12 protein-coding genes are annotated in these 22,038 nt (G+C 53.0%); 8 read left to right on the top strand and 4 right to left on the bottom strand.

The genetic code is table 11. The features are described 5' to 3' along the window. Nucleotides 1–109: 109 nt before the first annotated feature. Both ACS5NO_RS13040 and ACS5NO_RS13035 read right to left on the bottom strand, forming a co-directional pair. Entirely contained in the window at nucleotides 110–2,827 is a 2,718-nt protein-coding gene (locus tag ACS5NO_RS13040) for a putative Ig domain-containing protein (RefSeq protein ID WP_439415554.1), read from the bottom strand. Nucleotides 2,828–3,077: 250 nt separating this feature from the next. Then, nucleotides 3,078–7,013, bottom strand: coding sequence for a hybrid sensor histidine kinase/response regulator transcription factor (locus tag ACS5NO_RS13035; protein ID WP_439415553.1), 3,936 nt, complete (start codon nucleotides 7,011–7,013; stop codon nucleotides 3,078–3,080). Between the two features lie 182 nt (nucleotides 7,014–7,195). On the opposite strand from ACS5NO_RS13035, the gene ACS5NO_RS13030 reads away from it, so the two are divergent. Together ACS5NO_RS13030 and ACS5NO_RS13025 are read left to right on the top strand one after the other, a co-directional pair. Further along, nucleotides 7,196–9,391 carry a carbohydrate binding family 9 domain-containing protein gene (locus ACS5NO_RS13030; protein ID WP_439415552.1) on the top strand — a complete coding sequence of 732 codons (2,196 nt, stop codon included), beginning with the start codon at nucleotides 7,196–7,198 and terminating at the stop codon, nucleotides 9,389–9,391. Between the two features lie 66 nt (nucleotides 9,392–9,457). Next, entirely contained in the window at nucleotides 9,458–9,643 is a 186-nt protein-coding gene (locus tag ACS5NO_RS13025; RefSeq protein WP_439415551.1) for a hypothetical protein, read from the top strand. Nucleotides 9,644–9,710: 67 nt separating this feature from the next. Here the strand turns inward: ACS5NO_RS13025 and dapA are convergent, their stop codons facing one another. Both dapA and ligA read right to left on the bottom strand, forming a co-directional pair. Then, the gene (gene dapA / locus ACS5NO_RS13020) at nucleotides 9,711–10,607 is read right to left on the bottom strand and encodes a 4-hydroxy-tetrahydrodipicolinate synthase (protein WP_114409986.1); all 897 of its coding nucleotides are present in this window, start codon (nucleotides 10,605–10,607) and stop codon (nucleotides 9,711–9,713) included. Between the two features lie 88 nt (nucleotides 10,608–10,695). Continuing rightward, nucleotides 10,696–12,741, bottom strand: coding sequence for an NAD-dependent DNA ligase LigA (ligA, locus tag ACS5NO_RS13015; protein ID WP_439415550.1), 2,046 nt, complete (start codon nucleotides 12,739–12,741; stop codon nucleotides 10,696–10,698). Between the two features lie 178 nt (nucleotides 12,742–12,919). Between ligA and rpe the strand changes: the two genes are divergently transcribed. The 6 genes from rpe to ACS5NO_RS12985 all read left to right on the top strand — a co-directional run bounded on the left by rpe (nucleotide 12,920) and on the right by ACS5NO_RS12985 (nucleotide 21,969). Further along, nucleotides 12,920–13,612 carry a ribulose-phosphate 3-epimerase gene (gene rpe / locus ACS5NO_RS13010; protein WP_439415549.1) on the top strand — a complete coding sequence of 231 codons (693 nt, stop codon included), beginning with the start codon at nucleotides 12,920–12,922 and terminating at the stop codon, nucleotides 13,610–13,612. A gap of 124 nt (nucleotides 13,613–13,736) precedes the next feature. After that, nucleotides 13,737–15,068 carry an alpha-amylase family glycosyl hydrolase gene (locus ACS5NO_RS13005; RefSeq protein WP_439415548.1) on the top strand — a complete coding sequence of 444 codons (1,332 nt, stop codon included), beginning with the start codon at nucleotides 13,737–13,739 and terminating at the stop codon, nucleotides 15,066–15,068. A 121-nt stretch (nucleotides 15,069–15,189) separates the two neighbouring features. Continuing rightward, complete coding sequence (locus ACS5NO_RS13000) at nucleotides 15,190–17,226, top strand: OmpA family protein (protein WP_439415547.1); 2,037 nt, start codon at nucleotides 15,190–15,192, stop codon at nucleotides 17,224–17,226. Between the two features lie 110 nt (nucleotides 17,227–17,336). Beyond that, nucleotides 17,337–19,070 (top strand): glycosyltransferase family 39 protein, encoded by a 1,734-nt coding sequence (locus tag ACS5NO_RS12995; protein WP_439415546.1) that lies wholly within the window; start codon nucleotides 17,337–17,339, stop codon nucleotides 19,068–19,070. Continuing rightward, the gene (locus ACS5NO_RS12990) at nucleotides 19,071–19,886 is read left to right on the top strand and encodes a transketolase (RefSeq protein WP_150874900.1); all 816 of its coding nucleotides are present in this window, start codon (nucleotides 19,071–19,073) and stop codon (nucleotides 19,884–19,886) included. A gap of 85 nt (nucleotides 19,887–19,971) precedes the next feature. Further along, nucleotides 19,972–21,969: an NAD-dependent epimerase/dehydratase family protein gene (locus tag ACS5NO_RS12985; protein WP_439415545.1), complete on the top strand. Its 1,998-nt coding sequence runs from the start codon at nucleotides 19,972–19,974 to the stop codon at nucleotides 21,967–21,969. Nucleotides 21,970–22,038: the final 69 nt, after the last annotated feature.

Genomic DNA, 22,038 nt, shown 5'->3' with positions numbered 1-22,038 from the left:
AATCGCATGGTCATGCGGAAACATTCCTCACTTCATTTGCCCACAAATTTTAATCCAGTATTTGGCATATACAAGCAAAATCATTTTGGCGACTTCCGCTGGCTGAAACTCACGGTTTGACGACTTTGAGCGTCCGGGTCTGGTCGGCGGTACTGACGTTCAGGAACAACATACCGGCGGGCAGGGTCGAAATGCCAACGCTTTGTTTCTGAACCACGCTGGCTTTTTCGATCCGGTGTTCAGAGACGATGTGACCCAGGCTGTTGGTGAGCACAACCCGCAAAGCCTGTCCTTCTGCGCCCCGGATTTCCAGTTCCACCTGTTCAGAAACCGGATTGCCCAACACCGTCACCATCAGTTCCCGGACATCTTCGGCGGATAAGCGAACCGGTGAAGGACACGTCAGCGGTTTTCCCGAATCTTTCAGCACATAACTGCTGCCCTGCACCCGGCCATAGATCACATGCGTCCCCGTGCCAATCAGGCTGGCAGGAACCGCGAAGCTGTAGGCATGAACCCCGTTGCCTTTCCCCGCATTCTTCAGATCGACCCGGTAGAGGTTCGCCACCGTGCTGCCCCAGACCGTACTGCCCGTATAAAACTCCACGGTCACCGGCGCGTTGGGCTGATTACGATCCCAAACCCACCCCCGGATGGTGCCGCATTCCACCTTGTCCAGATACCCCTCGAAATTGCCCGTTACTGTCGTGGTGGCTGCGGCAGTGACGGTTAATACAAAACTGACGCTATTGGTCGCTCCGGCCGGATCGGTGGCCGAGTATGCCAGCACAAAACTCCCCGCTTCGGTCGGGGTGCCGCTAATTACCCGAGACGCGCTATTGATGGTCAAGCCAGCGGGCAAACCGCTCAATCCGTAGGTCAAACTGCCGGATTCCGGGTCGGTGAAAGCCACCAGCGTGGCTGAGAATGGTACGCCAACCTGGGCGGCCAGGGGCGCAATCAAAACCGTGGGCGTGGGCGGTACGGGTGGTTTGTTACCCACCGGCGTCGTGCTGCTCTGACAAACCAGGGCTTTTGGCGAATCTTTCAGAATAAAACTGCTGCCCGCGACCCGCGCCGAGAGTTGGTGCGGCAAACCGTCTTTCAATGATTCGGGAATGGGGAAACTGAAGGCGTGTTTGCCATTGCCCTTTCCAGCGGTTTGCAGATCCTGCCGAAACACATCGGCCAGCAGCATGGTAATGACCGTGGGGCCATCCAGAATATCGATCGAAACCGGCGTGTTGGCTTTGTTGCGATCCCAGGCCCAACCCCGGAAACTACCGCAATCGGCCCCATTGACATACCCATCGAACGAACCGCTGACCAGCCCCGGCACAATCGAAACGGTGACGGAACCGGGGTCGGAAACACAACTGCCAATGCTACAGGTAGCCGAGTAAACCAATGTGGCCGTCGCTGAAGTAGGAATCGCAATACTGGTTCCGGTGCCGCTGGTGTTGTTAGGCCCGCTCCAGCGCAGATTACCGGTTTCACAGCCCGTGATCGTCAATGAAACCAAAGGTGTATTTTGGATAATCGGTAGGGTAATCGACGGAGGCAGGCTCAGCACCGGTATGGGTAAGGGACTTCCCTGAAATTCCAGGGCTCCGATGTCGATGCGGCCGTTGTTGTAGAACCGGGAATTGCCCGCCAAATCGGTCGTTCCACTCGTCGCGGTTGTGCTGGCCGGATCGCCCGCGTTGATCGCCGGGGAACAGGTCCGGAGTTGCCGGTCGGTATCGCTGACAAAGGGCGAGGTATTGGTCGTCAGGTTGGTATTCCCTTCGTAACCCGTTACCGTATCATCGAACAAACTATACTGGGCGGTGACGGTTGGGATATTGTCATTATAAATGCTATTCTCCCCTCCATTGTTCCAGAACAGGCAATTGACGACCGTCAGGTTTAATGTCCCAAAAGCTTTGAAATTATAAATAGCTTTTCCCCGCATATCACCTGAATTGTTGACAAACGTGCAATTGATCAGCCAGGGGTGCAGTTTCCCGTCGTTATTTCCGCTAATGTTCATCATGCCTCCTCCCATGCCCTCCGTTACACTATTTCCTGAAATTTCACAGTTAATGAATCGAGGGCTTCCGCTTGAATTATCTTCACTCAGGTTATATACCCCGCCACCAGATCCACTATAACCCGCCCATTCGGCCCGATTGGCAATAAAACTACAATTGATAAAATCCGGATCAGAATCCTTCGCCTTGCTTATATTAAGAAGACCACCCCCATTACGAGCCTTGTTGTTCAGAAAACAACAATTCCGGATGATCGGACTGCTATCCGAGTTGTAGATACCTCCGCCACCACCCCCATCCGAATTCCCCCCGGTAATCAAAAAGCCATCCAGTACCGCCGTGGAAGTCAATGAAACATTAAAAAGCACATGAAACGAATTGTCGGCGATCCCGGGCTCACCAATATCCCCACTCAGGGTCGTGCTTGAAGGCATACTGAGGGTAATCGGCGGACGCGCACTCAGGGCATTTTCATTGCCCACAAAGCCTCCGTAAATAGCCACATGATCCTTCATGGCAAAGGAGATGAATCGGTCTGTTCCCGTAGTGGGTTTATAAATCCCCTGGGCTACCCAGACCTGTACTACCTTCTCCTGATTGGCCTGCCAATACGCGCTGGCGGAATTGATAGCGGTTTGCAATTTCGAACCGTCATAGGCATGTTGCCACCCGGAGCCGTCCCGTGAGCCTGCTCCGTTTTGGGTAACGTAAAAAACAATGGGTTGGCTAAAGGCACTCTGTGTGCCAAAAAGCAGCAACAGCAGCCAAAGGTGAATTCGAAGATGTGATTTCATAAGGTACAGGAAATTGATGGGGTTAAATAGACCTCAAAGGTCTGTTTCCATTCCCAAACCGATTGTTAATCCTGTGCCAAACTCCTGTTAATCCTGTGCCAGGTAGCGTTTCGAGGGGTTTCTATGATAAAAAAGGGGTTGTTTCGCGGAGCTAAGCGGAGAAGAAAAGAGTTAAGCGGAGAAATTAGTAATAAAACTCCCCTTAGCTCTTTTCTTCTCCGCTTAGCTCCGCGAAACAACCTTTCAACACTTATTCAACTTGGGATTCAGCAAATTCGGTGGGTGTCATTCGGTAGAGTTCACGAAAGCAGCGGGTAAAGTAGGAATGACTTTCAAAGCCCACCATCGTTGCCGTTTCCGAAGCCGAATACCCCTGACGAAGCAACTGAGCACCGCGCTTCAGACGATAATTGCGGATGAACTGATTGGCCGGCAAGCCGCTCAGGGCTTTCACTTTCCGGTATAAATTGGTTCGGCTCAATCCGGAAACTTCCGCCAGTTCGTCAACTCCAAAGGCCGAATCATCGAGGGCGGTTTCGATCAACTGATAAAGTTTATTCAAATAGGGATCGACGGTTTCGGCCACTGGAAGCGTAACCAGTGTCACCGGGCTGAGAAGCGATGCCCGCACCCGCTCGCGCACCAACCGGCGTTGTTCGAGCAAATTCCGCACCCGAAGTTGCAGCTCCGAAACCAGAAATGGTTTGGTGATGTAGTCGTCAGCACCCAGCGAGAGCCCTTCCAGGCGGCTTTCCGTCGATGATTTCGCCGTCAGCAGCATCACCGGAATGTGGCTGGTCGCGTCGTCAGCCTTGATTTCCCGGCAAAATTCAAATCCATCCATCACCGGCATCAGGACGTCGGAAATGATCAGTTCAGGCATCCGCTCGACGGCGATCCGCAGCCCTTCGACTCCGTTGGCGGCCCGGTGAATTCGGTACCGGTCGGGCAAACTCCCGATGATGAAATCGGCCAGTTCATCGTTGTCTTCCACCAGCAACAGCTCCGTCTGCTCAGCATTCGGGTTGACTGACTCCTGGGGGTCAACCTCCCGTTCCGGTGGGCCGAAACTCGTATGAACCGGTTCCATCCGGGACAAAACCACTGCTGGCAACTTCGAAGGAGCCTCCATTTTTCCACCGGTTTTTGCCCGGCGATACGGCAGTCTAACCGTCACACAGGTACCCAAACCAACTTCACTTTCCATCGTGATCCGCCCCTGTTGCAATTGAACCAGTTCATTGACCAGAGCCAACCCAATTCCCGTCCCTTCGTACACCCGGGTCGAGGAAGGATCAACCTGATAAAACCGCTCAAAAATGGCCGATTGCTGTTCTTTCGGAATGCCAATTCCGGTATCAGAAATCCGGATGATGTATTCCGAAGATTCGGGTGTTTCCGGGCGGCATTCCAGGTAAACATCAATCTGACCGCCTTCCGGCGTAAACTTCAACGCATTGGCAACCAGGTTATAAACGATACGTTCCAGCAACGAGCGATCGAAAACGAAAGCCCCGGTGGTCTGATCCTGAACCGTCAGCCGGATCACTTTCCGACCGGCAGCTTCCTGAAAAGTCCTGACCACTTGCTCGACCACCTCGCCCGGACTCCCGACCCGTTCTTCGACTTTCATGGCCTGGGCGTCCAGTTTCGACAAGTCCATCAACTGGTTAATCAATTGCAGAAGTTGGCGGGCGTTTTGATGAATGGAAGTCAACCGGCGGACATAGCCGGTGCCTTCCAGTTCTCTGATCAAGCCCTCCAGGGGCGACAGAATCAGGGTCAGGGGCGTCCGAAATTCGTGGGTAATGTTGGTAAAAAACCGGGTTTTCATCTCCACTTCCCGCTGCTTCAGTTCGACTGATTGCCGGAGTTGCAGCCGGTTGCGGTAGTTGCGCAGAAAAACATAGAACAGACTGATCAGCAACAAACTATACAAAACATAAGCCCACCACGTAGCCCACCAGGGCGGCCGGATGGTGACCATGAGCTGGCGAATCTTGTGGCTCCAGACCCCGGACGTGTTGGACGCATTGACCAGAAACCGGTACTGTCCGGGTTGCAAATCCGTGTATACGGCTACGGGTCGTTCCGAACGAATCCAGTCTTCATCCAAGCCTTCCAGTTGGTACCGGTACCGGTTTTTGTCGGCTTTATTGAACTGCAAAGCCGCAAATTCCAGATTCAGGAAGTTCTGGTTATAAGGCAGATTCAACGAGGACAGGGTCTGTTCGGGCAGGTCGCCCATCGGGGAGCCATCGCCGGGTTTTATTGTCCGGTTATTAATCTGAATGCCCGTCAGTTCTACCGCAGGCTGGTAAGCATCATTGGTAATCCGGTTGGGATAAAACGCCGTAATTCCTTCCAAACCGCCCAGAATGATCAGTCCGTTGGGAAGCTGTAAAAAATGAAACCGGTTAAACTCATCGGCCAGAATGCCATCCTGTGTCGTGTAATTCTGTACCTGCAACGTCCTGCGATTGAGCCGTCCGATGCCCTTGTTGGTGCCGATCCAGATGCTTCCCAGCCGATCCGGAATGGCGGAATAGACGACATTGTTGGGTAACCCATCGGCGATGGTAAACCGCCGGCATTGCCCCGTCCGTTTGTCGAACCGGCCCAGGCCGCTGCCAAAGGTTCCCAACCACAGCAGATTTGGGTCAAGTGGATCAGCAAACAGACAAAACAGGGCATCGCTGTTCAACGAAGCCGGATTTCGGGCATCGAACCCAAAGCGCCGGGTCTGCCCCGACGCCCGATCGATGCGGTAGAGACCGTGGAACTCCGTAGCTAGCCACAAGGCGCGGTTGTCGACAACTGCCTGCTGAATGTCAGAGGCCACCGAAAACCGGAACGGAAAAACCTGCCAGCGTTGTTGGCTTTCGTCGAACCAAACCGCCCGGTTTTTGTAAACGGCCCAGATTCGGCCTCCCGGATCAACCGCTAACGGCACATACATACGTTCTTCGGTTTCGCCGGGCAATGCGGGCGGCTGAATGGTCTGAATTTGTTTCGATTTCAGATTCAGGCGATAAAAGGGTTGACCCCGATTGAACCAGAGCAGCCCTTTCCCATCGACGGCATAGCGAAAATGATAGGAATCGGTGGAAGGCGAAAACCGGGGAATCCGCGACATTGGTATACCCAACTGACTCACTAACAAATCCGTACAAAAATCAACCCGATACAGCGACCGTTCAAAACCCGTGGTCGCGAGATCGTATTTCCGGACGCCCGCGCCGTTGGTGCCGATCCACAACACATCCGAGCGATCGACAAACACACTCTTGGCGGTGATGTCCTTCGTCAGTTCCGGCAGGGGTTGCAAACCCGAAGACTCATTGATCCGAAAAATCTGATTTTGCCACAACAAGTAATCGTTGCCCCGGCTGTCGGACGTAAACCGGGCTTCCCACCAAACGTCATTTCCAAGGGGCGGAAGTGAAAAAGCCCGGATTTGACCCGTTTTCGTGTGAAAGAGCGTGAGATGCCGCCGGGAATGAATCAGCAGATCGCCGTTTTTCCGGGCGTGCATCCGGCCCAAAATCGAGTTCGGCCACGAAACCGGCTTCCCGGATGCAAGCGGATAATGAATAAACCGGTGCTGGCTTTCATCAAACCGATCCAGTCCGCCATCCGATGTTACCCAGATGTTGCCCCGACGGTCTTCCCGGACGTCCCGAACCACATTGTTACGGAGGGAATGGGGCTGGCTCGTGTGCCGGAACCGCCGGTAGCGGTTGGTTCGCAAATCCCAGCAAACCAGTCCGTTGTTGCGAAAAATCAGCCAGACGCGGTTGCGGCTGTCGGGGCAAAGATCCCAGAGAGTGTCGCGTCCGAAATGACGGCGGTAAAACGGTTCGCGGGTGATATTCCGGAATGTTTCCGTGGCCGGATCAAGCCGGTCCATCTTGTTCTGTTCGCTTTTGATCCAGATGTTTCCTTCGTGGTCGGGAGTCAGGTTGTACACATCCGGAAACGAAAGAGCGGTTTTCGCCGGCGAGGCCACCTGGAAAACCCGAAACCGCTGCCCGTCGTAGCGACACAGCCCGTCGCGGGTGGCCATCCAGATAAATCCCTGCCGATCCTGAATAATGGACGACACAAACGCCTGGGGCAAGCCCTGCCGTTCGGTCAGCGATTCGGCAGGCGGCAATGAAATCGGTTGGGCTACCAGGGTTTGCATGGGCAACACCCCACATAAAAGCAACCCGATTAGGCGGATTGGTCTCCGTAAAGTAGATCTGAAGCGTAGAAATGGCATGAAATCAATCCACAAAAAATACAAATACGATTTTAATCATCCCGCCGGGACTTGCCGTATCTTTGTCTGTTTTATTTTGAAAACCACTAAAATAGCGAGCATTTGTGAGATTTTTCCGGTTGTTCCTGCCCTGCCTGATTTTTTGTACCTCCCTTTACGCCCAAAAGAAAAACGACGCCTATCAATACCACATTCGTCAGACAACCTCGCCCGTCCGAATCGATGGGGTGATGGATGAGCCGGGCTGGCTCGAAGCCGATACGGCGACCAACTTTTACATGGTTTTGCCGATGGACACCAGTTTTGCCCACCTTCGAACCGATGTCAAAATGACGTATGATCAGCAAAATCTGTACATCATTGCGGTTTGCTATTACGATCCCAATGCTTCGGTTCGGCAAAACCGGCCCTTTGTCCAGTCGCTCCGACGCGACTGGGAGTTTGGCAAAAATGACAATTTCATTTTCTTCATGGATCCCTTCGACGACCAGACCAACGGTTTTACGTTCGGCGCCAATGCCGTTGGGGCGCAGTGGGACGGTTTGCTATACGAAGGCGGAAAAGCCAACCTAAGCTGGGATAACAAGTGGTATTCGGTAGTAAAAAATTACGATGACCGCTACGTGTTCGAAGCCGCCATTCCGTTCAAAACGATCCGGTATAAAAAAGGCATCACGCGCTGGGGTATCAATTTCAGCCGCCAGGATTTACGAACCACCGAAAAGTCGAGTTGGGCGCCCGTTCCCCGGCAGTTTCCGACGGCATCGCTGGCCTACACCGGCACCATCGTCTGGGATCAGGCTCCTCCGCAGGCCGGCTCCAACATTTCGCTGATTCCCTACGCGCTCGGCGGATTGACGCGTGACTATGCCAACCAAAAACCAACCTCCTACCGCCGTGATGTCGGGCTGGATGCTAAAGTGGCCGTTACTTCGTCGCTGAACCTGGATTTGACCGTCAACCCGGATTTCTCCCAGGTCGACGTCGACCGTCAGGTGACGAACCTCGACCGGTTTGAGTTATTTTTTCCGGAACGAAGGCAGTTTTTTCTGGAAAACGGCGACCTGTTCACCAACTTCGGCTACGCCAACATCCGCCCGTTCTTTTCCCGCCGGATCGGTCTGGGTGTTCCCATCCGGTTTGGAGCGCGGCTGAGCGGAAAACTCAACAAGGACTGGCGCATTGGATTGATGGATATGCAGACCGGAAAAGTGGATGAAACCGGCTTGCCCGCCCAGAACTTTGCGGTCGTTGCGCTGCAACGGCGGATTTTCTCCCGTTCCAACATCGGCGCCATTTTCATTAACAAGGAATCGCTCAACTACGATCCGGGCGCAACCGAAGCCGGAAAACCGGTTTATTCCAGATACAACCGGAACATCGGGCTGGAATACAACCTGGCCTCCTCCAACAATACCTGGACGGGGAAAGTCCTGTTCATGAAGTCGTTCGATCCCCAAACGGGCGGAAAGCGTAACCACGTTCATGCCGCCAACCTGCTATATAGCACCCGCAAATGGATTATTGGCTGGCAGCACGAATACGTAGGTAGCGATTACACGGCCGAAGTCGGGTACGTTCCGCGACGGGGTTATATCAAAGCCAACCCGACGGTCAGTTATTTATTTTTTCCGAAAGGGGGGAAAGTGTTAAGCCACGGGCCACAGCTTACCTCGTTTTACATTTACAACGAGTCGTTCAGGCAAACCGACAATCAATCCGTTTTTACCTACATGACCACTTTCCGGAGTAAAAGTGTGCTGTCGGTTTGGGCGGCACATGATTTTGTCCGGCTTTTGCAGCCCTTCGACCCCACCAATACCGGTCGTGATACGCTGGCGCGCGGAACTGAACACCGCTGGAATGCCGTTGGTGCCGACTACATTTCCAAACCGCAAAGTTTGTTCACCTACCTCTTCTCGGGCCGCTACGGCGGGTATTTTGCCAACGGTACCCGCTTGTTTCTGTCCACCGAACTAGGGTACCGTTTTCAACCCTATGTCAGTCTGGCATTGAGCGCCACCTACAACGACATCCAGTTGCCCGAAACGAAATCCACAACCAAATTCTGGCTGGTGGGTCCGCGCGTCGACCTAACCATGACGAACCGGGTATTTTTCACTACGTTTGTACAGTACAACGAGCAGGCCCGCAATGTGAATCTAAACGCCCGGTTCCAGTGGCGCTACCAACCCGCTTCCGACCTTTTTCTGGTCTATACCGACAATTATTTGCCGGGTTCGCTCACGGTAAAAAGCCGGGCACTCGTGCTCAAGTTCACGTACTGGTGGAACGTGTAGCCTGGTTTCTGTAAACAAATAAATAAAGTTGGGAGTTGATTACCTGAACATCAACCCCCACAAACCATGCGTAATTTCACTCATTTTCTATACACCCTGGCCATTTCCCTCTTCCTGCTGGTTGGCATGACCAGTTGCGAACTGGTTGGCGATATCTTCAAAGCAGGTCTTTGGGTTTATGGCATAGGCATCGTTCTCGTCTTATTCGTGGCGATCTGGCTATTCAGAAAAGTGTTCGGCGGTGGCCGATAGCTTCACATAAAAAAACGCCCTTGCTACAGCAAGGGCGTTTTTTTATGTGAAGCCAATCCGACCGGTTTCAGGCCACCAGTTCCACCAGTTTATCACGTTGCAAAACCTCCCGCATCCGTTCGCCCAGATCGTCCGAAGCCGTGTAGAGCGGCAGACGCACCGTGGAAGAAATCAGACCAAGAATTTCCAGTATTTTCTTAATTCCCACCGGGTTACCTTCTTCGTACAACAGCGGATCGATGCGCAGGAAATGGCCGAGTTCGGTACGGGCAAACGCGAAGTCACCTTGCAGGGCGGCATGGATCATGTTCGTAAATTTCGCCGGTAACGCATTGGCAACCACCGACATCACGCCAACGCCACCGATGCTGATAATAGGAACGCCCTGCACGTCATCGCCCGAAATCAACAGGAAGTCTTCCGGTTTGTCGCGGACAATTTCCATGCACTGCTCGATGATGCACGAGGCTTCTTTGACGCCGATGATGTTCGGGTGTTCGGCCAGGGTGCAGACGGTTTCGGCGGTCATATTGATGCCGGTCCGGGGCGGAATGTTGTAGAGAATAACCGGCACCGGGCTGGCGTCGGCGATACGCGTAAAGTGTTCGATCACCCCGCGTCGGCCCGGTTTGTTGTAATACGGACACACCGACAGAATGGCGTCGATGCCCTCGAAATCGGTATCTTTGATCGTTTCGACAACTTCCGGCGTGGCATTGCCGCCGATGCCGTAGACGATCGGTAATTTTTTTGGGTTATTTTCCTTGAGATATTGAAGTAGCTGTTTCTTTTCCGATTTGGTCACCGTCGGCGATTCACCCGTGGTACCTTGCAGCACAATGTAATCGACACCTCCGTCGGTAATGTGCTGAACGACCCGGCCAAAACCATCGAAATCGATGGTCAGGTCGTCGTTAAATGGGGTAACAATGGCGACCCCAACGCCGTGGAAACGAGCATTCATGTATTTCGTACTGGATTAGAAGGAATATGCAAATCGGAAATTGGGACAAAGGTACGGTTTTTCAGTATGAAACCGTATTTCTGTTGACCTAACTGCTCAACATCGCCAGAAACTCGTCCTCCCCAATCATCGGAACCGCCATTTTGGTGGCTTTCTCCACTTTCGACGGCCCCGGATTTTCGCCCACAATCAGGTAATTCAACTTCTTGGAAACCCCGCTCAACAGCTTTCCACCGTGGGCCTCAATTTCGTTTTCGAGTTCTTCGCGGCTGAAATTGGCGAACGTACCGGTATACAAAAAGGTTTTGCCGACCAGCGTCTCCCCTTTTTTCTCCACTGCCACGCGGTCAGTTTCCATTTGCAAACCCGCCAGCCGCAAACGTTCGATGAATACCTGATTGTCGGAGTCGGCAAACCAGGCCACCACGCTCTGGGCAATCCGGTCGCCCACTTCCGGAACGCCCAGCAAGGCCTCGTGGGAAGCCGCCCGGAGCGCGTCGATGTTGCCGAAATAATCCGCGAGTTTTTCGGCCGTCGTGTTGCCGACATACCGGATGCCGATGGCAAACAGCACATTCGAAAAGGGTTGGGCTTTCGAGCGTTCGATGGCCGTCAAAATGTTTTCGACGGATTTTTCCCGCAAACTGACGACCCGCTTTTTACCGGTTTCCAAATCCAAAAATGCCTTCTCCAAACCCAGCAGTTTCTCCACGGTCAGTTCGTACAAATCAGCCGGGCTGCGCACCAGCCCCCGGTCGATCAGCATTTCGATCTTGCCTTCGCCTAGGCTTTCGATGTTCATGGCCCGCCGTTGAATAAAATGTTCAAAACGGGCTTGCAACTGCGGAGGGCACGCTTTCTCGTTCGGGCAGTAAAAGTGAGCCTCGCCTTCTTTCCGCACCAAAGGCGTTTCGCAGGCCGGGCAAACCGTCGGATAGACGATGGGCAAACTGGCCTCGGTTCGCTGACTGAGGTCGACACCGGTTATTTTGGGAATAATTTCGCCCCCTTTTTCGATAAAAACCGTATCGTTCAGCATCACACCCAATCGCTGAATTTCGTTGGAATTGTGCAGCGACGCGCGTTTAACTACCGTTCCGGCCAGCAAAACCGGTTTCAGATTGGCCACCGGCGTTACTGCACCCGTCCGCCCAACCTGGTATGAGACGCTGTTGAGCACTGTTGTGGCCGCCATCGCCTTGTATTTGAAGGCAATGGCCCAGCGCGGACTCTTGGCCGTGAAGCCGAGTTCGCGCTGCTGGTCATAGCGATTGATTTTGATGACAATGCCATCCGTCGCCAGCGGCAGTTCAAACCGCCGGGTTTCCCATTCGTTGATGAACGCCATCACCTCCTGAATCGAACCACATTTCCGCCAGGTTGGCGACACATTAAAGCCCCATTGCTTCATGACCACCAGACTTTCTTCGTGGGTTTCAAATACTTCCGGGTCCGACAAAAACGAGTAGAGATAACAATCCAGCCGCCGTTTGGCAACGGCACCGGAATCCTGCTGCTTGAAGGTGCCGGAAGCCGCATTGCGCGGATTGGCCAGCAACGGTTCGCCAATGTCTTCGCGTTCGCGGTTAATGCGCTCAAATTCAGCAAGTGGCAAAAATCCTTCACCCCGGACTTCAAACAAAGGCGGCACATTGGAACCATTTATTTTTAGCGGCAAGGTGCGAATGGTGCGGACGTTGGCGGTAATGTCATCACCCCGGACGCCGTCGCCCCGGGTAACGCCCCGCACCAGAATCCCGTTTTCGTAGGCCAGGCTCAGGGCAACGCCGTCGAATTTCAGCTCGCAGATGTATTCGTAAGCCGCCCCGTTGAGCCCTTTCTGCACCCGGACATCGAACTCCGTTAACTCCGCTTCCGAGTAGGTATTGCCCAGCGACAGCATCGGAAACCGGTGAAAAACCGTGGCAAATTCCTTGCTGATGGTGCCACCGACGCGGTGCGTCGGGGAGTCGGGCCGACCGAATTCGGGGTGTTGCCGTTCCAGGGCCGTTAGTTCCTCCAACAATTGGTCAAAGGTAAAATCATCGACCTCTGAAATACTGTTTTGGTAGTACTGGAAGTTATAATGATTAAGCCGATCAGTAAGTTCAGCGATTCGTTCCTGAGGATTCATTCTATTTTTAAACTAAAATTGCACCGGGTTTTCACAGCGTCAGAAAAATGGAATTAGACTGCAATCTTACTAAATCCTGTACGGACTCGGGCATCCGGTTCGAATTGTTCAAACAAAAGAATTAATTTTGGTGTCAACTTTTGCAATTCGGAAACATATTTTCACTAAAAACGCCTTCATGATTCCACCTTTGATTGCCCCTTCTATCCTGGCTGCTGATTTTGCAAACCTGCAACGCGACGTTGAAATCCTCAACCGCAGTGAGGCCGACTGGATTCACGTGGACGTGATGGATGGCGTTTTTGTCCCGAATATTTCGTTTGGCATTCCCGTCTGCGAAGCCGTTAACCGTCATGCTACCAAACCGTTAGACGTTCACCTGATGATTGTGCAGCCGGAGCGCTACATCGATGCCTTTGCCAAAGCGGGTGCTGCCCATCCCAAACGGCCGGGCACGATTACCGTTCACCTTGAAGCTTGTACGCACCTGCACCGCACGCTGACCCAGATCCGGGAAACCGGCTGCCGGGCGGGCGTTGCGCTGAATCCGCACTCGCCGGTGGAGTTGCTGGCAGATGTTCTTGAAGAGGTTGACCTGATTCTTCTGATGTCGGTCAATCCGGGATTTGGCGGACAATCGTTTATTCAGCATACCTTGCAGAAAATCCGGAAGCTGCGCAGGCTGCTGGCCGCTTCGGGTCAAACTGCGTTTATTGAGGTAGATGGTGGAGTAGGGAATGATAATGTGGCGGCTTTGGTAGAGGCTGGTGCCGATGTGCTGGTGGCCGGCAGTTCCGTTTTTCGGGCCGACGACCCCACTGAAGCGATTCATACGCTGAAACACTTCGGCCAAACCGCCCGGCCGGTATAAACGGAAGCTTAGTCAATTTACACGACCTTTTTAATCAGGCATGTATACGAAAATATTTTGTGGTTTACTGTTGGGAAGTTTGCTGTTTTTATCGGTTATGTCCTGCAAGCAAACGCCAACCACTGTGAACGATCCGACTAGTGTCAACGACTCCAGTGTGGTTCAAAGTCGTATTCCAACCGTAGATTGGGCCAAAAACGCGACCATTTATGAAATCAACATCCGGCAATTTTCACCGGAAGGCACGTTCAAAGCCGTTGAAACCCAGCTTACCCGGCTGAAGGAACTGGGCGTCGATATTCTCTGGTTCATGCCGATTCATCCCATCAGCAAGGAAAACCAGCGCACGCTACCCGGCAATCCGTATGCCGTGGAAGACTACAAAGCCGTTAATCCCGACTACGGCACACTGGCCGATTTCAAGGCCCTCGTCAAACAGGCCCACGATCTGGGCATGCATGTGATCATCGACTGGGTGCCTAATCACACCGGTCGCGCCCATACCTGGGTGAAACAGCACCCCGAGTGGTATACCCAAATCAACGGTAAAATGAGTCCACCGATTGATGAACAGGGCAAAGTGACCGACCGACCGGACGTCTTCGACCTCAACTACAAAAACCCGGAACTCCGGAGCGCCATGATGGACGCCATGCAGTTTTGGGTGCGTGAATGCGACATCGACGGCTACCGTTGCGAAGTCGCCGGCTATGTCCCGGATGATTTCTGGAGCGAGGTCCGCCCCAAACTCGACAGCATCAAAACCGTCTTTATGCTGGCCGAGTGGGAAGACAAGCCCGAGCATTTCAAAGAATGTTTTAACATGAATTATAGCTGGAGTACCTACCAGCTTATGAAATTGATTGCCAAGGGCAAACGCCCGGCTTCCGCCCTCGATTCGCTGCTGGCCCACAACAAGGAACGGTTTCCGCGTGGGTATTATCAGATGCAGTTTACGCAGAATCACGACGAAAATGCGTGGGTCGGCACCCCAACCGAACTGTTTGGCAATGGCGTCGATGCCTTCACGGTGCTGGCTTTTACCTTCGATGGCATGCCGCTGGTGTATAACGGAATGGAGTCTAACCTGAGCAAACGGCTGAAATTTTACGAAAAAGACCCGATTTACTGGGGCAATTACAGCAAAACGGATTTCTACAAAACCCTGTTGACCCTGAAACACCGCAACCAGGCGCTCTGGAATGGCCTGGCCGGTGGTCCGCTGATCAAAATTCCGACGGAGAAAGACGACAAAGTGTACGCTTTTTACCGCCAGCAGGAAAACGACCGGGTCATTGTCATCGTCAACCTCAGCCCGACTCCTCAAACCATCCGGCTGAACGGCGACGGTTTTGAGGGCGTTTATACCGAAGTGTTCAGCCGCCAGCCCGCCGAACTGCGCAACTCCCTGACGTTCGCGCTCAAACCGTGGGAATATAAGGTGTATACCAATTAAGAGTTATGAGTGAAGAGTTATGAATTATAAGTGCTATCTTGGTTTAAGGATGCGCATTCATCATTTTAACTCTTAATTCTTCACTCATAATTCTTAACTCTTCAATCCTAAATTAACTTGCATGATCCGGGGAGTCTTACTGGTGCTGGGATGTGTGGTGCTTCTTTTACCTGCGGTTTCGGGTCAAACCGTGCAGTGGGCCAGTTCCGTCGTGGGTTTTTCGTCGGAAGGCCGGGGGGAAGCCTACTCGCAGCAATACCGGGCGAACCAAATCTTGGGAAAACCAAACCGGCTTCCGCAGGTTGGTGACAACGTTTGTGCCTGGTCACCGCTCTACCCCGACGGCCCGAACGAGGAGTGGATTACCGTCCGGTTTGCCGAAGCCATTCCCATTCACCAGATCGCCATTTTCCAGAGCGGCAACCCCGGCGCCATCAGCCAGGTTCTGATCATCGACGGCTCGGGGCGGGAAATCCCGGTTTATCAGATGGGTCCTTCGGCCCAGATTGCCGAGAGTGGCCAAACGCCCATCCTCCGCATTGCGCCCACCGACCCGGTTATCACCGCCAACACCATCAAACTGGTCATCAGCCCCAACCGGATTAAAGGACCCAATCAGATCGATGCCATCGGAATTTCATCCGATTCGCAGCCCATCGACATTGCCATCAACGTGTCCAAAGACGCTCCAAAAGATCTGGTAAAAGAAAACATCGGTTCGCAGGTCAACTCACGGGGTCAGGAAGTGGCTCCGGTGATTTCGCCGGACGGCAAAACGCTCTATTTCACCCGGGGGCAACACGAACGGAATACCGGCGACCCCAAAAGCCAGGATGTCTGGTATTCGACCCTGCAAACCAATGGCGAGTGGGGCAACGCGATCAACATAGGCCCACCGATCAATACGACCGCCGATAACGCCGTCAGTGGTATGTCGCCGGATGGCCGAACCATATACCTCATCAACGTTTATAAACCCGACGGAACGGTAACTTACGGTTTATCCAAATCGACGCTGGGCAAGAACGGCTGGTCGTTCCCGGTCGAGTGCGTGATTGCCAACAACCACAACCTGCACAAAAATGCGTACACCGAATACGCGATTGTGCCGGATGGCAAAACGATGGTGCTCTCTGTTCAGCGCCGGAATTCGCTGGGAAACAAAGATTTATACGTCTCGTTTTTACAACCGAACCAAACCTGGAGCGAACCGGTCAGCATGGGCCCGGTTTTGAATACCGCCGAATACGAAGGCGCTCCCTTCGTGGCATCCGACTCCCGAACGCTCTATTTTACGTCCGCCGGGCGGCCCGAATACGGCAATGGAGATATTTTTGTCAGCCGACGGCTCGATGATTCCTGGACCAACTGGTCGGAGCCGGAAAACCTGGGGCCGGTCATCAACACCCCGGAATGGGACGGTTATTTCACCATTCCGGCCACCGGCGATTACGCTTACCTGAGTTCGATTCAGAATTCGATGGGTGGTGAAGATATTTTTCGGCTGAAACTGTACCCGGCCATCAAACCCGATCCCGTGGCCATCGTGTCGGGCCAGGTCATCGACGGCGTTACCAAAAAACCGGTCGCTGCGGAGGTTTTTTCAACAATTGCCCCCGAAAACAAAGAAAACAGCCGGGTTAATTACGATCCCGAAACCGGCGATTTCAAGTTGTTGCTGGCCATGTCGAGCAGTTATAACCTGACGGCCAAACGCGAAGGCTATTTCCCGTCTACCGAACTAGTCGACCTCAGCAAAGACAAACGCTTCAAGGAAATCCGGAAAAATCTCATTTTAACGCCGATCAAAGCCGGGCAGCGGGTCGTCCTGCGCGACGTCCTGTTCGAACAAAGCAAAGCCATTCTTTTAACCGGCTCCACGGCCGAACTAGACCGCGTCGTGCAGATGCTGAAAGAATACCCTACGATGGAAATTCAGGTCGATGGACACACTGATAACCAGGGAATTTGGGACCTCAACATGAAACTGTCGCAGGACCGGGTCCGGGTCGTCAAAGAGTACCTGCTGGCGCAGGGCATCCCCGACCTCCGCATCCAGACCAAAGCCTGGGGACCGAGCAAACCGATCGCCAGTAACGAGACCGAAGAGAAGCGTCGATTGAACCGAAGAGTAGAATTTACGATCCTGAAAATGTAAAGTCCCACAAATCAGTTTAATTTTACCCGCAGAAAAGTTATAGTATTGGATTAATGTCTCTATCGCCCCCTCGTCGAACGTCTGTTTTTATTCTGTCCGGAATTATTCTGTTGGCTTTTATCCTCCGGATTTACCGATCCGACACCTACGGTATCTGGTTTGACGAAAAGGCGACGCTCCTCATTAGCCAGTGCATTGCGATGGAAGGGGCCAATCAACACGATGTATTCGACAAGAAAGATTCGCCTTATTTTACGCCCAAAGAGTTCTGGAAACCCAAAACCTTCGCCGACTTCAGTGAAGCCGTTCAACGGAGTGACATTGGCCACAGCCCCGCTTATTACGCGGTTTTGTGGATTTGGGAGGAGATTTTCGGCCTCAGCGATTTATCCATCCGGTTTCCTTCGATCATCTTCAGCACACTAACGGTTTTACTCGTATATTTCTTTGCCAAGCGTCATTTCCGGCTGGAACCGGAATCGGCGACCCGGCTGGCGTTGATCAGCGCGTTCATTGCTGCCATTGAGCCGTTATTCATCGCCCACAGCCACATTGCCCGCAACTATTCGATGACGTTCTTTCTGACGCTGCTGTCGACGCACGTTTTTCTGATCATCATGGAAAAAGAGCAGAAAAAGAAAGCTCCGACAAAACTCTATGCAGGCTATTGCGCGCTCATTGCTATTTCAATTCTGTCTCATTACCTGACGGTTACGGTTTTTCTGTGTCACGGTCTGTACACCCTGCTCTACGTCCGCAAATGGCCGATGTGGTATAAACTGGGCGCATCCTTCGCCGTAGCCCTGGGTTTCGTATCATTGTGGATGATTTTCGGCGGGGGGCAATCCACGTTTTTCACCCTAAACCATCAGGCCGTATTCTATCGTAACCTGGCGCTGACAAACCCTGTAAATAGCGGATTTGGCCTGATTCTGCCAGCCACGATTCCCAACGTTTTCTGGCGATCGTTGCCCATCTGGAGCGATCTGGTGCTGTTTACCAACGGTCTGGCGACTGCAACGGCCGGTTACCGGAATGTGGGGGTTGCACTGCTCATCGGCTTGCTTTCGGTATTTCTTATTTACCGGTATCGGAACCAGCGCCAGCCCCCCCAATGGGTCAAATTCGTGCTGCCCGCTCTGCTGCTGGCCGGGCTGACGTTCTACAGCATTTATCCGTTGCAGCACCTGGTTTTGTCCGCGACGCTCCCTCTTTTTTACCTGATGATTGTGGCTTTGCTGGAAGATTTCAGGCCGAACGACCGCCCGTTGATCGTTTTTCTGGTACTGCTTTCCGTGGTTCCCACCCTGTTTCTGATCCTGATGGCGTTCCGCTCCGGGCATACCTACGGGCTGACCCAGCGGTATTCGGGCTTTTCATTTCCGTACGTGATCATCCTGGTTGCCATCCTGATTCGGAAACTTTCAATGCAAAAATTATGGCTTAGTTTACCCCTGACGGCGGTTTTGATCATACAGGGCGGTTTGGTCATTCAACTGCTGCAACGCATCTATAACGATACGGCAGCCAAGTATACGTCATTTTCCGTTCCCCGCACCACCAATCCGTTTCGGGAATCCGCGAAGAAAATTGAAGCACTCTATGCCCCTGGCGATACGGTTTTGTATCCGTCGCTGAAACGCCGGGAATACTCCGATATCGACAAAAGCGGTCGACCCTATGCCATTATCGATGCCCAGTTGGTCAACATCTATTTGCCGAAAGACGCCACCTATTACCAGCGCATCGACCCTATGGAACGGGATAAGATTGTACTGGTCAAAGGCAAGACGGGCCAGAAAATCACTATCTTTGACCTCGAAGGAACGAAATACAGGTATTAAATGACTTCACCAGCACTCACAACCGATATTACGACCCTCAGCGGCCAACTGCGGCTGAAGGTCCTCGAATTGTATAATAAGGCCCATGCCGGCCACATTGGCTGCTCGCTGAGCTGCCTCGATATGATGATTGCCTCGCTGATTCTGCGTAAACAGGAAGAAGATACGTTCATTCTGTCGAAAGGTCATGCCGCAGCGGCCTTATACGTCTGCCTCAATCATCTGGGCGAAATCTCGGACGAACAATTGCAATCGTTCTACAAAAACGGCACCACCCTGCCCGCTCACCCCGCGCCCAACAAACACAAAGGCATTCCGTTTGCCACCGGCTCACTCGGCCACGGTTTTCCCATTGCGTCGGGTATTGCGCACGCGAACAAATTGCAGGGCAACACCAACGCCGTGTATGTGCTGATGTCGGACGGGGAAACCAATGAAGGCACCACCTGGGAAGCCGCCCACTACGCCCTGCAACAGGGACTGGATAACCTGACAGTGCTGATCGACAAAAACGGTTTGCAGGGCTTTGGCCCCACCGCCGAGGTGTTTGGCGACACGGCCGACGTGGCGAAATGGAAAGCCATCGGGTTTGACGTGGTCGAAGCTGATGGTCATGATGTGGAAGCCCTGCTCGTGATCCTCGACACGCTGCGGCTGCAAACCAATGGCAAACCCAAAGTCATTATTGCCCACACGGTGAAAGGCAAAGGCGTTTCGTATATGGAAAACCGGCTTGAATGGCATTATTTGCCGATGACTGCCGACCTCTACGACCAGGCCTGCAACGATATAAACGACCGGTATTTTACCGCTTGAAGCCTTTTTTAGAAACACCCGTCAGGTTTTGGAAACCTGACGGGTGTTTCTAAAAAAGGTAAATACATTTACAAGTTAACCACGAATGTCTAAACAAATCCTTCCGTACCAGGACAGCATCCTTCAACTAAAAGGACCCATTTTCGTCTTCGGAGCCAGCGGCTTTATCGGTGCCAATTTATTCGATCAGATTTTTCAGCTCCGCAAGGATTGCTACGCCCTGACGCACGATGCAACCAAAGCCTGGCGGCTGAAGTTGCTGAACGTTCCGACGGAAAACGTCATTCACTGCGATATACTTTCCCATAAATCGGTTCAGGAAATTTTTGACCGCTACAAACCCCGCACCATCTTCAACCTGGCGGCATACGGGGCCTACAGCAAACAGAAAAACGTCAACCTGACCTACGAAACCAACGTCAACGGTACGGTCAACATTCTCGAGAACTGCACGCCCGACACGGTGTACATCCACGCCGGCAGCAGCTCGGAATACGGTTTTAACTGCACCGCCCCGAAAGAAACCGACCGCGTCGAACCCAACAGCCACTACGCCGTTTCGAAAGTTTCGGCGGCTTACATGCTGGAATTTTACGCCCGCGTCCACGGCCTCAAAACCCTGAACCTGCGGTTGTATTCGATTTATGGCGGCTGGGAAGAACCCGACCGGCTGATTCCCCGCCTGGTGGAAGAAGCCCGGAAAGACACCCTGCCTCCGCTGGTTTCGCCCGACATCAGCCGCGATTTTGTCTACATCGACGATTGCGTAGAAGCCTTTGTTCAGGCCGCCCTGAAAGTCGACAAAACCATCAGCGGACGGTCGTATAACATTGCAACGGGTCAGAAAACAACCATGCGCGAGCTGGTCGACGAAACCCGCAACACCTTTGGGTTGACCATCAATCCCGTCTGGGGCAGCATGGGAAACCGGCAGTGGGACCTCAGCGACTGGTATGGTGACCCCGAAGCCGCCAACGCCGACCTGGGCTGGAAAGCCCGGACGCCCCTGGGCGTCGGACTCCGGAAAACCGCCGACTGGCAAATCCAGCACGACTATGCCGAACGCGTATTGCCTGCGTTTGCTAACCCGACGCTCAACCCTGTCATCACGGCCATCATTGCCTGCTACAAAGACGCACAGGCCATTCCGTATATGTATGATCGGCTGGTCAAGACGTTCAACGAGATGAAGGTGCGGTACGAAATCATTTTCGTGAACGACAATTCACCGGACAACCAGGAAGAAGTCATCGACGGAATTTGTGCGAAAGATCCCAACGTGATCGGCATTACCCATTCGCGCAACTTCGGTTCGCAGTCGGCTTTTCTAAGCGGCATGGAAATTTCGTCGGGCGACGCCGTGGTGCTGATGGACGGTGATTTGCAGGACCCGCCCGAAATCATTCCCAGCTTCTACGAAAAATGGCAGCAGGGTTTTGACGTCACGTACGGCGTCCGGGTGCAGCGCGAAATGCCACCCCACGTTCATTTCTTTTACCGCACATTCTACCGGCTGTTCAAGAAAATGTCGTACATCAACATTCCGGTCGATGCGGGAGATTTCTCGATGATCGATCAGAAAGTGGTGCGTGAACTCGTGGCCCTGCCCGAAACCGAGCAGTTTCTGCGTGGTCTGCGGGCCTGGGTGGGATTCAAGCAAACCGGCGTCGGTTACGTGCGGCCGGAGCGGATGTTCGGCGTGTCGACCAATAACTGGACGAAAAACATCTGGTGGGCCAAAAAAGCCATTTTCTCCTTCAGTTTTGCCCCGCTCGAACTGATGTCCTACGCCGGATTCCTGCTAACCGGGCTGTCGCTGCTGGGCATTCTCTGGCAGATTTTGGCTAAATTTGTGTTCTTCCCCAATACCCCCGCCGGTATCTCGACCATCATTGTGCTGGTTATGCTGTTCGGTGGCATCAATTTGCTGGGGGTGTCGTTTGTCGGGGAATACATCAGCAAGATTTTTGAAGAAACGAAAAAGCGACCCAAATTCATCCGCACCAAGGTTCGGAAAGGCGAGCACCTCTATAAAACCGCATCCGAAATCCGGGCGCTGGTAGAAGCGAGAAAGACAAAATAAGGTTTACGGTTTTCAGTTTACGGTTTACGGTGGGCTGACGCTTTAAGTATGCGTCAGCCCACCGTAAAC

Origin of the sequence: Larkinella fluvii (assembly GCF_051857545.1) — a bacterium.
Classification (GTDB): Bacteria; Bacteroidota; Bacteroidia; order Cytophagales; family Spirosomataceae; genus Larkinella.
Note: the sequence above shows the minus strand (reverse complement) of the source record. Positions and strands in the feature narration are given on the sequence as shown.

Excerpts from the sequence above, each read along its gene's own strand:
- ACS5NO_RS13040 (WP_439415554.1), bottom strand. The coding sequence starts at position 2,827 with ATGAAATCACATCTTCGAATTCACCTTTGGCTGCTGTTGCTGCTTTTT.
- ACS5NO_RS13035 (WP_439415553.1), bottom strand. The coding sequence starts at position 7,013 with ATGCAAACCCTGGTAGCCCAACCGATTTCATTGCCGCCTGCCGAATCG.
- ACS5NO_RS13025 (WP_439415551.1), top strand. The coding sequence starts at position 9,458 with ATGCGTAATTTCACTCATTTTCTATACACCCTGGCCATTTCCCTCTTC.
- dapA (WP_114409986.1), bottom strand. The coding sequence starts at position 10,607 with ATGAATGCTCGTTTCCACGGCGTTGGGGTCGCCATTGTTACCCCATTT.
- ligA (WP_439415550.1), bottom strand. The coding sequence starts at position 12,741 with ATGAATCCTCAGGAACGAATCGCTGAACTTACTGATCGGCTTAATCAT.
- rpe (WP_439415549.1), top strand. The coding sequence starts at position 12,920 with ATGATTCCACCTTTGATTGCCCCTTCTATCCTGGCTGCTGATTTTGCA.
- ACS5NO_RS13000 (WP_439415547.1), top strand. The coding sequence starts at position 15,190 with ATGATCCGGGGAGTCTTACTGGTGCTGGGATGTGTGGTGCTTCTTTTA.
- ACS5NO_RS12990 (WP_150874900.1), top strand. The coding sequence starts at position 19,071 with ATGACTTCACCAGCACTCACAACCGATATTACGACCCTCAGCGGCCAA.
- ACS5NO_RS12985 (WP_439415545.1), top strand. The coding sequence starts at position 19,972 with ATGTCTAAACAAATCCTTCCGTACCAGGACAGCATCCTTCAACTAAAA.